We start from the raw sequence: 11,521 nt of genomic DNA on the forward strand, positions 1-11,521 counted from the left end.
TCCTTGAGCTCCAGCTGCTCTAGCGCGTGAATGAGGTCTTCCAAAACCGCCAGGTTGAGCGCGTTGGCCGCTTCGGGCCGCTTGAAACGAATCCTTGCGACCCCGTCGTCGAGCAGATACTGGACGTTCTCGATCTTTCGCGGCTCGCGCGCCGCTAGGATCGGGTCGAGGATGTCATCCATAAGCGTCCATGCTAACACAGGGCGAAATGGATTGACACGCGATGCGCCGCGCGACGCCGGTGGGCTTCGAAGTCCCGTTTGTGGTAGAAAAGAAACAGGGTCAGGGTAATGACCAGACAAGAAGTCTACCTGGATTACAACGCAACGACGCCGCTGGCCCCGGAAGTGCTCGACGCGATGATGCCCTACCTCCGGGAGCGATACGGCAACCCCTCGAGCATCCATTCATTGGGCCGGCCCTCACGAGAGGCGGTCGACGCTTCGCGCGGAGAGGTGGCAGCGTTCCTCAACGCGAGCCCGAGGGAGATCGTGTTCACCGCGGGGGGGACGGAGGCCGACAACCTGGCGATTCTCGGTTTCCTAGCAGGACTCGAAGCGGGGGGCGACGAAAGAAGGCACCTGGTCACGTCACCCACTGAACATCACGCGGTCCTCTACCCGATGCAGCGGCTGGCCAAGACAGGATATGACGTGAGCTACGTCGATGTGGACGAGGCGGGCCGGGTCAGCCCCGAGTCGCTCGAGAAGGTTCTCCGCCACGATACGGCTCTCGTTTCCGTGATGTACGCGAACAACGAGACCGGAGTGATTGCCCCCATACCGGAGCTCGCGCGGCTTGCGCATGACGCCGGGGCTCGGTTTCACACCGATGCCGTGCAAGCCTGTGGCAAGATTCCCGTCGACGTGGAGAAGCTCGGTGTCGATCTCCTGTCGCTCTCGGGACACAAGTTCTACGGCCCGAAAGGCACCGGCGCTCTGTACGTTCGACGAGGGGTTCCCTTCAAATCCATCTTCCGCGGGGGAGGTCAGGAGCGCTCGCGGCGACCCGGAACGGAGAACGTGCCGGGGATCGTCGGTCTTGCCCGGGCGACGCGGCTCGCTTCATCGACGCTCGAGCGAGAGTCACGACGGCTTCGTGACCTCCGCGACGGTCTCGAAGCCTCGATTCTGAGGGGAATCGACGGAAGTCACGTCAACGGGCTGGGCTCAGAGCGAACCCCCAACACGGTGAGCTTTCGCTTCGATGGCGTCGATGGAGAGCGCTTGATGAAGACTCTGGACCGGGACGGCTTCGCAGTTTCCACCGGAGCCGCCTGCTCGTCGGGTTCGGTCGAGCCTTCCCACGTTCTCCTCGCACTCGGTCTCGGTCCCGAACAGGTTCAGGGATCGATAAGGGTCAGCCTCGGTCGTTATACGGAGCAACCCCACGTGGGCGCGTTGAAGGACGCAATTCTGCGCGCGGTCTCGAGTGTCAGGGCGGGCGTCGGGAGCGCGATGGGCGCTGGCGCATCGTAGCGATTTCGAAACTTTCGCAATCCATATCGGCGACTAATCTCTGAGGAGGCTACGGTGGACTGCCCGAAATGTGGATACCGCATTTCCGAGCCGAGCCTGTCCTCCTGCGCTCGATGCGGCATCGTCTTTTCGAAGTTTGGACGAAGACGACCAGCGATGGCTCCGGGGCGTGGCACAGGCGCTCGAGCCTCTCCCCGCCGTTCCACCATCTCGTCTCTCTTCAATGTTGCGCTGCTCAGCACGGCATTGAGCGCGGCCGGGCTAGTGGTTTTGCGCTCGCGACAGGCTCCTCCGAAGTCGACAGAGCCCCCAGCGAGCGAACCGGCCCAGGATGGGAACGGTCTGTCCGACGGCGTTCCCGTCAGTCCCGATCCGACCCCCCAGGCGGAGACGATGATCATTTCGCGCGACTCGTTGCCCTCTGTGTCGCTCGGCCCTGGGCCCGTCCGCGAAGCCGAGAGCCATCCCGTGCCCAATCTCCCACCGCTCACCGAGCGGAGCGTGAGCCCATCCCTACTCGATCTCGCTATCAGGGTGGCGGGTGATCATCCCGACAGCGAGAGGGTTCGAGCATACGTCGTGCAGGCGCACCTACTTCTTTCATCCGCTGAAGTCCGCTCCCGCCGTTTTCACGAGGCGCTGCGCTATCTGGACGGAGCCGAGGCCTGGGGTGCTTCCCCCGCGGACATTGCGACCTATCGAGCCGTGGTCTACGGTCACCAGGAGCGCTGGGAGATGGCGGAGCGGTGGGCGCGCGCCGCGCTCGCCTATGGGAGCGAGGAGAGCGCGGAAATGCATCATCTCATCGGCAAGGCGCACTACTTTCGCGAAGAGCTGGACAAGGCGGTCGAGGCATTCGAGAAGGCTCTTGCCATTGGCGAGGATCCGCGTCACCGCGCCTCACTCGAGGCGGCTCTCCGTGACGCCAGAAATGCTTCCAGCTTCGATCAAAAGAGGCTCTCGCATTTCATCGTCTCGTACGAGGGCGAGACGATGGAGGACACGGGTCGTCTGGTACTCGACACGATGGAAAGGAGCTACGCGTCGCTCGTCTCGCAGCTCGGGTTCGAGCCATCCCAGCCCGTCGTCGTCGTCCTCTATTCGCGGCGCTCCTACACAGATATGGGGGGGCCTCACTGGTCAGCGGGCTACTTCGATGGCAAGATCCGGATTCCGGTGCAAGGCCTCTCGAGCCTCGACGGGCCTATCCGCAGCACCCTTCACCATGAGCTGGCGCACGCGTTCATCCACGTTCGCGCCGGCACCAACGCTCCACGATGGCTACACGAGGGACTTGCACAGTACGTGGAAGGGACCGATGGCGAACGACTCGGGCCCATGCTCGCGAAGCAGATAAACGATGGCAAGACCTTCGAATCGTGTCTGGTCACCACTCGGTGCGACGTCAGGCTCTTCTACCCGGCGTCCTCCTCGATCGTCGATTATCTGATCCGGCTGCGAGGCATGGGTGGAGTCCGCGACCTGCTCAAGCACCTAGGGGAAGGAGCCGACATCGACTCGGCTTTGCGACGGCTCACCGGGAAGGATCAATACGAACTGATCCGCGAGTGGCAACATTTCGTGAAACGACGGCACAGCTGAGCCCGGGGGGCTCTTCAGCGTCGGGGATGACCCTTCTAGGCCGCGGCACAAAATGATAGAATCAGAAAATAAATCGAGTTCCATCGCTCACCCAGAAACGAAATGATTCGTGTCGCCTGCCCCAACTGCCAGACCAAGTATCGGTTCGACGAGAGCCAGCTTCGCGGCCGAGCGCGCGCAAGTGCCAAGTGCAAGAAATGCGGGGGTACCATCGACGTAGGGGTAGCCGAAGCGCAGGTGGCCGCGGTCGCAGCCACGGGCGAACCGCGCAGCGATCAGGATTCGACGGCCCGAGTCACCCGCCTGCGCTCCGATCAGAGAATCGCGGAGGAGACGATTTCGGGTCAGAAGGCTGCCGATCTTCTTCAGCTTCCTCCGGACAAGAAGTACTCGCTGGCGGTATTGCAGGGGCGCGCCAGCGGTCAGATCTTCGAGATCACGAAAGTGCGCACCACCATAGGGAGATCCGACGCCGATATCGTGCTCGATGATCCCGAATGCTCGCGACAGCACGCAACGGTCGAGATTCTCGGCTCGCGGGTCGTCGTGACCGACTTGAACAGCACCAACGGAACGTTCGTCCAGGGTGAACGGATCGAAAGGACGGAGCTCGAGAACCACCATGAGTTCCGCATCGGTGAGCACGTCATGATGCTCATCGTCACCGCGCGCGAGTAGCAGGCGCGATTATTCCTCTTTTCGGCGAAGCACCGCCATGGCCTTCTTGGCGGCGAGGAGCTCCGCCTTCTTCTTCGTGGGTCCGTCGGCTCGACTCAATACAGCGCTTCCCACGACGAGCTCCACGTGAAACGTCTTCAGGTGCTCCGGGCCGGTCTCTGCGGTCACAGTGTACTTCGCTGGCTCGAGAGCATTCGCTTGGAGATATTCTTGGAGTACGGTCTTGGGATCTTCGACGACGGCGCGACCCTCGCGAATCGCGTCGAAGAGGGGGGCGTAGAGCGGCTCGAGAAACGTGCGGACTGCAGTCAAACCCGCATCGAGATAGACGGCCGCCACCAACGCCTCGAACGCGTTTGCGGACAGGGCCCTTTTCTTTCGGCCCCCAGTCTTCTCCTCACCTTTGCCTAGCTTGAGGTATATCGGGAGACCGAGCTCGAGCGCGAGCTGAGCGAGCGTCGTCGCGCTGACGAGAAAAGCCTTGATCTTCGACTTGCGGCCCTCATTGTATTCGGAGAACTCGCGATAGATGGCGTCGGTGATCACGAAGCCGAGAACCGCGTCACCGAGAAACTCCATCGACTCGTTGTGGAGTCGCGTATTCCGCTCGTGGGCAAAGGACTTATGAGTAAGAGCCCGCTCCATGAGAGCGGGTTGGCGGAACCGGTGGCCGATCGTCTCCTCGAACGAAGACTGGTCGGCGGCGATGGGCGTCGTCACGTTGGATCGTTACCCGGATTGGTCCTCGATCGTGGTGATTTCTCGAGAGATCGTCGTGCTAGCACCCACGGAAGCGACAACTCAACGATGGATACTCTATCGTACTACAGGACTTTGACGAGGACCATCGTCATATCGTCGTGCTGAACCGCGCCACCGGCGAAATTGAAGACCTCGTCGATGATCTTCTCGCGCAGCTCATCCATCGGTAGGTCGGCGTTCTCCTCCATAACGGCGCGGAGCCGATCCTCACCGAAAAGCTCCGAGCGTGTGTTCATCGCTTCGGACAACCCGTCGGTGAAAAAGAGGAAGAGATCTCCCGAGCGAAGCGCGATGCTCTGCTCCTGAAGGATCTTCTCGAACTGAGCCCCGCGGTCGAGCGCCAGGCCGAGACCGTCGGGCGCGATCACCCGCGTTCGAGCGTGACCTCCGTCCGGGGTCAGATGATAGAGGGGGTTGTGTCCCGCGCGGGCGTAGGTCATGGAACGCTGCTTCATATCGATTACCGCATAGGCCATCGTGATGAAGCTCCGGCTGTCCAGGTTCGCCGAGAGGATCTTGTTTGCCTCGACGAGTAGTTTCCTCGGGGATTCGTAGATCTGGCTCAGTGACAGCACGAGCCCTTTCAGTTCCGCCATATAGAGCGCCGCTGAAGTGCCCTTTCCCGACACGTCGGCGATCAGAAGCGCTAGCTTGTCGTTCCTGAGGGGGATGAAATCATAGTAGTCGCCCCCCACCTCCGTCGCCGGGAGGCACAGGGCGGCGATGGAGAGGCCGGGGACGCTCACCCGGTCCTTGGGGAGCAGACTCATTTGAATCGCGCGCGCCACCCTCAGCTCTTCCTCGAGTCGTTCTTTCTCCGCCGACTGGTGAAGCAGATCACGGATGCTCGTCGTCATCAAATTGAACGAGTCGGCGAGCTCACCCAGCTGGTCCCGCGAACGAACCTGGACTTTGTAACCGAAGTCCCCTTGCCGGACCCGATCGGTGCCCTGGCTCAAAGCGTGAACCGAGCTGGTGATTGAGCGCGCGAGGACGAGGCCGACAAATATCGCCGAGACTTCGATGACGAAGAACAGCACCGCGAGGAGCAGCAGAGCGAAGAGAATGAGCTGGCCGAGATCGGGACCGTCGGGTCCGAGCTGGAGGGCGTTCGAGGCGACGCTATGATACAGACCCATCGGGGCGAAGCCGAATTGCACGAAAACGAGGTCTGTCTCGTTGGCCCGGGGTTCGTCGAGATTCCTCGTTTGCAGCAAGGTGAGCCACGGGAGAGTGAAGGGACGCGTGCCGAGAGGAGTTGGCGCGAGTGACGGATCTCGGTTCGTTGGCACGAAGGCGGAGCCGTCTTCATTCGCGACGCTCGTCAGGATTTGATCGATGTGAAACCCGATCTCCCCGGCCGCATCTTCGAGAACGCGGTCGAGCGGAGAAACGACCAGGACGCTCACGCTCTCCTTGGAACCGGTCGGTAAGGAGCTGCCACCGAGATAACTCTGGCTCGCCGAACGAATGGGGCCCCGGTAGGACGATTCCAACCAGGGAGGAAGGTTCGTTCCCACGTTGGGAGCGCCAACGAAGCCGTCGGTCGTTACCACGCGCTGGATTCGTCCCCGACGATGCTCGAGATACACGGCGCCCGAGCCAGGGAAGCTCTTTTGCAGCACGGCGAGCCTCTTCTGGAGGACGTCCACGATCTCACGCTCGTGAAGATAGGATTTCGTACCTGCCAGGGCTTGAACTTCCGCAAGTGCAATTTCTGCAGCCGTGGACGCCTCGGCCTCCTTGTTTTGGAGCGCGGTATTCAACATATAGGAGCTGACCTGACCAATGATGAAATATCCGCCGATGAGGAAAAAGAAGAGGATCAGGAGCGTTGGCACAAGCCCAATGAGGAGATACGAGATGATGAGCTTGCGCCGGATCCGCCAAAGGAGTTTCGTACGCAGGCCCGCAACGGCCCAAAGAACGACAACGGCCGCGTACACCCAGAGTCCTACCGTTGCCGCGGTGCTCAGGACACTCGGCACGAGTCCGAGCGCTCCCAAGAAACGGACGGTAACGAGGAGGAGCAGAACCTGTCCGCTACGGGTTCTCAGGAGGAGAAAGCCGAGGTTTCGACCTTGCTTCCCGCGTGGCAACCTTGGCATGAGAGGCTCGACGTCCATTAACCACTCGCGGTTAGGACAACCACCACCGGATCATTCCCTCATCGTCGCAACGCGAAAACCCGCGCCTCTGCTGGCTCGTTCGGCCGGGCTCCGGTTAGGATGCTGGCAATATAGCACAAGGAATGTTCGCCTCATGATATTGAGGGGTTTGACGTAACCCGGGCACCTCGGTATCCTTTTCACGGAACGCGCCCCGATGACTGCCAGCCTGTTCACTTTGACGCTTGCCATGCTGAGCTCGGTGCAGCCGCCTCGCCCCGCGAATGAGCTCGTCGATCTCGTTCTCGATGGCGTCATCGTGGCGAAGAATCCCGCCAACTCCATCGCGCTGGTGAGGCGGAGCGGCAGCCTGAGAGCCCGGCCCCTGAGGATCGGTCAATCCTACGGCGGGTACGTGCTTGCCGAAGTGGATCGAGATTCCGTACTTCTTCGGGGACGCTCCGAAGAGCTGAGAATCTTCCTTCTGGGAGAGAGCCGGCCCAGCGAGGGCGAGACCGTCGCCGAGAGGGTCTGGATTCGGCGAAGCTTTCCTCGTGCGACCGCCGAGCGTCGGCTGGAGAAGGAAATTCCCCTCATCCTCAGCGATACGAAACTGACGCCTCGCATCGTCGATGGGGAAATCAGCGGGCTATGCATCGACCGAATTCCCGACGGGACTCTTCTTTCGGAGTCGGGACTCGTCCCTGGCGACGTGATCATGAGCTTGAACGGCGAGCCGCTGAGAAGTCTTCCGGAGTTGTGGGAGCACCTTGCGCGGCTGACCGACACCGACGAGCTGCGTCTCGTGGTCGACCGCCACGGAGAGGAAGTCCGGCTCGCCTACGAGCTGACCCGCTGAGCGGCTTCGGCAACGTCGTCGCGATCGAGCTCGCCATCTTGCCAGTACGACAAGAACAGGAGATTCGCCTCCCGCGCACGGCCGAGGTCTCCCGCGGCGCCGTGGAGTCGCGCTCTGCGAAAGTGGCTACGGACGAAGGGCACTGGCCAGTACAGCAAGGCATCGGGAATGCTGACGATCTCTTCGTATAGAGCGAGGGCCTCCGTTCCCCTGCCAGAAACCTCGAGCCTTCGCGCGAGCGCGTATCGAATCGGTGTCGAAGGTTGGTGCACCGCGACCTGCCAGGAGAGCAGCGCGTCTTCGGCGCGCTGCAGAGAGCCGATGTCACGCTCGAGCTCCCACCGCAAATAAGCCGCAAGCGGTTCGCTCCTTGGGGCCAGAGCATCCGCGATCGTCGCCGCCTCCTCCGAGCGACCCAGGCGCGCGAGCGCCACTCCGCGCCACAACGACTCTTTAGAAGCCCGTTCGAGCGCGCGAGCCGGCTCGCCTGACTCCAGCAAGATGTGGGCGGCTTGCTCGCGTTGGGACTTAGCCATCGCCGGGAGGTCCGCGAAGAAGCGCTCGGCGGTTTCCAATGCCGAAAGGGCGGCGTCCCGAAAACCTCGACTGAGCTCCGTAACCGCGAGAATCGAATAACCGATCCCCTTCCACAGGCGCTCGGTCGATTCAGCGAGTCGCTCTGCGTTCTCCCGAGCCTTTCTGAAATCCCGATCGACCAGCGATCGCCGCCAGTTGGTGATAGCCAGCTCGTGGAGCAAGGCTTGGTAATCCAACGAAGAGGGTGTCTTTCGCACCACGGCGGGCCCCAGTCTATTTCAAGTCCGCGGCCGTTCGAATCGATCGGTATCGCCCGGATGCGATGCGCCGCGGCACGGAGAACCGTTCGTCGCCCGTTGTCGGAGAGGCCAGCTCTTCGATCTGCACGAGAGCGCGACAGCTTCTTTACGGGGGGGCGAGATGCCGGATCGAAACGGCAATCTCTCCCGGCTTCGCCATACCCAGTACCTCGCGTGCTCTCCGCTCGATCACGAGAGGGTCTTGCCGATAGGATTGAATTGCCGCCTCCAGCCGACGATTCTCTCTTTCCAGAAACTCCACCTCCTGGACGAGGGCCTGGTACTGTTCCCTTGTTTGGGCCAGGCTCAAGAAGCCACGGTCGCCGAAGAGTGCGTTCAGAGCGGAGACGGCGAGAGTCAGAAAAGCCGCGAGGGCGAGGGCCTTTTTCTTCAGAGTCGACTCCCCCAGACGGCGCGCGCGTCCGGCGAGCGTGGAGGAGGCCGTTGCGGTCATGGGTCCAACGTTAGATGATATCAACCAAAGGGGTTAACGGGAAACGATGGGTGGCTACCTGACGGTTCTTACTACGCTGGACACAGAGCAAGCCGCCGTTCGGCTTGCACGAGAGCTGGTGACGCGCGGACTCGTGGCCTGCGTGAACGTCGTGCCCGGCGTTCGCAGCGTGTTTTACTGGAAGGGGAAGCTCGAAGAAGCAACCGAGCACCTCTTGCTGATGAAAACCCGGGCGGATCGATATGACGCGCTCGCGACGGCGATCGACGAGATACATCCTTACGACGTTCCCGAGCTGATTGCCTTCTCGGTCGAACGGGGCTCGGCCGGTTACCTCGCCTGGGTCGACGACTGCGTCGACCGCTCTCGATAGAAGCGAATCAAGTCGGTCGCCGGGGGAGCTTCGCCGATTTGCCGGAGCATGGCCGCCACCTGTCCCCGGTGGTACGAAGAGTGGTTCACGAGATGGCGGAACATATCGGCGAAACTGTGCCGATATCGGTCGCCCTCGGTCGTCGTGATCGTGACGTCACCGCCGACATCGTCCGCGAGCCCGCCGACGAAACGATCTCGTGCCTCGCGCACCGAATCCCAAAAAAGGCGCAACGAATCGAGCGTCGGGACGTCGTCCACCCCGGTTAGCTTTGCCAGCGGCCGTTTGTTCCAGCGAGAGAGCCAGACCTCTTCGGCGGCGACGATGTGCAAGAGCGTTCCGAAGATGCTGCGATGCGAGCTGCCTCGGTCCTCGTGAAGCGCATCCCGGCCGATCCGCGAAACGGCCTCGAACATGTGGTCGTTGGCCCAGCTGTCGTACGAAAAGAGAGTCAAGGCTTCGTCGCGTGTCACGATTCACCTCCGTGGGGCTCGCGGGGTCGCGCCTCCCGCAGGCCGCCAGCTTCGCCGAGTCGGTGCACCGAAGTCAAACCGGAGGGCGGCATTGGTCGGGCGAGGGGGCCACTGATAAGATCCCGCCAGTGCCCGACAAGAAAACGCAGCGGATCTACAAAGTAACATTCTATAACCAAGGCGAAGTGTACGAAATCTATGCGCGAAAGGTTACTCAGGGCGGATTGTTCGGCTTCGTCGAGATCGAAGAGCTCGTCTTCGGGGAGAAGAGTACGGTAGTCATCGACCCGTCACAGGAGCGCCTTGAGCGAGAGTTCGAAGGGGTCAATCGCACCTACGTCCCGCTACACGCGGTGGTGCGTATCGACGAAGTGCAAAAAGGGGGAAGCGGACGCATCACGACGCCGAAGGACGGAGAGGGCAAGGTCCGCCCATTTCCGACCCTGCTGCCACGCGGGGGGCCAGGGAAGTAGCAACGCTTGGCCGTGGCCTCACTCCCTGCTAGGGTGGGGAGAAAGCTACGGATTCGTTCTATACGCGGGTCTTTGCCGATCGCGAGACTGTGGGGATTCGGCCACGGAACTGGCCATTGTTCGAGCTTGTCGCGGGCATTCTCCCGAGGGGGAAATACTTACTCTAGACACTTTTCGAGGCGCTCACGATAATGTGGCCGTCGTGAAGACTCGAAGTTCATCCCGTTCATTCTCGATCTCACGTGCCCCCGACCTGCATTCGAGGAGTCATACCGTGTCCATCACCCGTGAGCGCGTTGCCAGAATCGCCGTTTTGAGTTTCGGGTTGTTCGTCCTGAGCCAGCTGTGGGCCCAACTCGCGATGGAGATACATTTTCCCCTTGCGGTCAGAGTGGGGCCGGTAACGGCAGTGCTATTCCTTCGGTGACCCCCTACGTCGTCATCCTCGCGCTCGGTCTGACGCCTGCACGCAGCGAGCCGGAATCGGTCTCGCAACTGCTGAAACGGCTGCGCTGCGCGCCCCAAGTCAAGAATTTATTGCGGGAGTGGAACGCTTCGAACGAAGTGTTGCGCGCCCCGCCGGGGATCGATGGTCAGGGGCGGTACCGAATCTCGACGGCTCGACTGGGTGTATGGATCACCGTCGAAAACCCGTCATCGCCGTTCGAGCCCGTGCGTCTTTTTCGGACCGAGGCGTGGAGCGGCACGTCGGTCGAGCTCGACGGCAGCTGCAATCCCACGTTCACCGAGCTTCCCGGTCTCTCCGCGACGGAGCTGGAGAACGGATTTACCGACAGAGACCTGGAGCGGCTGCTTGCGGCGAAAGACCGCCTCGTTGTTTTCTTGTGGTCGCCGCATCTCCCGCTATCCGTCGAAGGCTACGGAGAGATCGTCGCCGCCGTGAGCGAGCTCGGGATCCCCCTGGCAGCCGTCGTCGATCCGTCCGCGGTGCCCGAGCTCGTCGAAGAGGTCTCGGAGCGAAACGGAATCCCCCTCGAGGCGCGGAGGGTCCTGGCTTCGGTCGAGCTTCTCTTCCGCGACCTGGCGGTGCATGCTCCGACCGTTCTCTTCTTCTGGCGCGGCAAAGCCGAGGCACCGCTGCCGGGATACAGAGACCGCAAGGCGTACATGGAGTTCTTCGAGCGCGTCACAGCGCGCCACCATTGATTGTGGGGTTGCAGTGAGAGTATGCTCGGGTTGCCTCGCGCGATCCCATTTCGTGCTGAGAGATACTGAGGGCAATGTTTCGTGCCTATTTACGAATACCGCTGTAAGACTTGTGAGCAGGAGTTCGAGGCTTTGATTCGCGGCAAGGAACGGGCATCGTGCCCATCCTGCCAGAGCGCGAAGCTGGAAAGGCTCTTGTCGACGTTTTCCGCCCACACCGCTGGCGCGGGAAGCCTCGGTTCGCGGGAGCTTGCCCAA

15 protein-coding genes are annotated in these 11,521 nt (G+C 61.7%); 9 read left to right on the plus strand and 6 right to left on the minus strand.

The annotated features are described in order from the left end of the window. Nucleotides 1-182 (minus strand): enoyl-CoA hydratase-related protein (locus VEK15_19970; GenBank protein HXV62987.1); only part of this gene is annotated, 182 nt, incomplete at its 3' end. Between the two features lie 108 nt (nucleotides 183-290). Here VEK15_19970 and VEK15_19975 point away from each other — a divergent pair. The 3 genes from VEK15_19975 to VEK15_19985 all read left to right on the plus strand — a co-directional run bounded on the left by VEK15_19975 (nucleotide 291) and on the right by VEK15_19985 (nucleotide 3,758). Then, the gene (locus tag VEK15_19975; protein HXV62988.1) at nucleotides 291-1,478 is read left to right on the plus strand and encodes a cysteine desulfurase family protein; all 1,188 of its coding nucleotides are present in this window, start codon (nucleotides 291-293) and stop codon (nucleotides 1,476-1,478) included. 468 nt (nucleotides 1,479-1,946) lie between these two features. Continuing rightward, nucleotides 1,947-3,080, plus strand: a complete 1,134-nt coding sequence (locus tag VEK15_19980) for a hypothetical protein (GenBank protein ID HXV62989.1) — start codon at nucleotides 1,947-1,949, stop codon at nucleotides 3,078-3,080. 102 nt (nucleotides 3,081-3,182) lie between these two features. Continuing rightward, complete coding sequence (locus VEK15_19985; protein ID HXV62990.1) at nucleotides 3,183-3,758, plus strand: FHA domain-containing protein; 576 nt, start codon at nucleotides 3,183-3,185, stop codon at nucleotides 3,756-3,758. A 9-nt stretch (nucleotides 3,759-3,767) separates the two neighbouring features. On the opposite strand, the gene rnc is transcribed toward VEK15_19985, so the two are convergent. Next, on the minus strand, nucleotides 3,768-4,478 hold the full coding sequence (gene rnc / locus VEK15_19990; GenBank protein ID HXV62991.1) for a ribonuclease III: 711 nt from the start codon (nucleotides 4,476-4,478) through the stop codon (nucleotides 3,768-3,770). Nucleotides 4,479-4,582: 104 nt separating this feature from the next. After that, nucleotides 4,583-6,628, minus strand: coding sequence for a SpoIIE family protein phosphatase (locus tag VEK15_19995; protein ID HXV62992.1), 2,046 nt, complete (start codon nucleotides 6,626-6,628; stop codon nucleotides 4,583-4,585). A gap of 217 nt (nucleotides 6,629-6,845) precedes the next feature. Between VEK15_19995 and VEK15_20000 the strand changes: the two genes are divergently transcribed. Next, entirely contained in the window at nucleotides 6,846-7,487 is a 642-nt protein-coding gene (locus VEK15_20000) for a hypothetical protein (protein ID HXV62993.1), read from the plus strand. On the opposite strand, the gene VEK15_20005 is transcribed toward VEK15_20000, so the two are convergent. Together VEK15_20005 and VEK15_20010 are read right to left on the minus strand one after the other, a co-directional pair. Next, nucleotides 7,469-8,245, minus strand: a complete 777-nt coding sequence (locus VEK15_20005; GenBank protein ID HXV62994.1) for a hypothetical protein — start codon at nucleotides 8,243-8,245, stop codon at nucleotides 7,469-7,471. The two genes, VEK15_20000 and VEK15_20005, sit on opposite strands and share 19 nt — an antisense overlap. Nucleotides 8,246-8,429: 184 nt before the next feature. Continuing rightward, nucleotides 8,430-8,777 (minus strand): septum formation initiator family protein, encoded by a 348-nt coding sequence (locus tag VEK15_20010; protein HXV62995.1) that lies wholly within the window; start codon nucleotides 8,775-8,777, stop codon nucleotides 8,430-8,432. Between the two features lie 46 nt (nucleotides 8,778-8,823). Here VEK15_20010 and cutA point away from each other — a divergent pair, with 46 nt between their 5' ends. Further along, on the plus strand, nucleotides 8,824-9,150 hold the full coding sequence (cutA, locus tag VEK15_20015) for a divalent-cation tolerance protein CutA (protein ID HXV62996.1): 327 nt from the start codon (nucleotides 8,824-8,826) through the stop codon (nucleotides 9,148-9,150). Here cutA and VEK15_20020 read toward each other — a convergent pair. Beyond that, on the minus strand, nucleotides 9,108-9,623 hold the full coding sequence (locus tag VEK15_20020) for a DinB family protein (protein ID HXV62997.1): 516 nt from the start codon (nucleotides 9,621-9,623) through the stop codon (nucleotides 9,108-9,110). The two genes, cutA and VEK15_20020, sit on opposite strands and share 43 nt — an antisense overlap. Nucleotides 9,624-9,751: 128 nt before the next feature. Between VEK15_20020 and VEK15_20025 the strand changes: the two genes are divergently transcribed. The 4 genes from VEK15_20025 to VEK15_20040 form a co-directional block, all read left to right on the plus strand. Beyond that, on the plus strand, nucleotides 9,752-10,096 hold the full coding sequence (locus tag VEK15_20025) for a DUF1820 family protein (GenBank protein HXV62998.1): 345 nt from the start codon (nucleotides 9,752-9,754) through the stop codon (nucleotides 10,094-10,096). Nucleotides 10,097-10,370: 274 nt separating this feature from the next. Beyond that, nucleotides 10,371-10,523, plus strand: coding sequence for a hypothetical protein (locus VEK15_20030; GenBank protein ID HXV62999.1), 153 nt, complete (start codon nucleotides 10,371-10,373; stop codon nucleotides 10,521-10,523). Next, a complete protein-coding gene (locus VEK15_20035; GenBank protein HXV63000.1) occupies nucleotides 10,520-11,263 on the plus strand; it encodes a hypothetical protein in 744 nt (247 codons plus the stop codon). The genes VEK15_20030 and VEK15_20035 overlap by 4 nt, the downstream gene beginning before the upstream one ends. Before the next feature lie 81 nt (nucleotides 11,264-11,344). Further along, nucleotides 11,345-11,521, plus strand: a 177-nt coding sequence (locus VEK15_20040) for a zinc ribbon domain-containing protein (protein HXV63001.1), incomplete at its 3' end; no start/stop codon positions are given.

It is taken from the genome of Vicinamibacteria bacterium, assembly GCA_035620555.1.
In the GTDB taxonomy this organism is placed as follows: domain Bacteria; phylum Acidobacteriota; class Vicinamibacteria; order Marinacidobacterales; family SMYC01; genus DASPGQ01.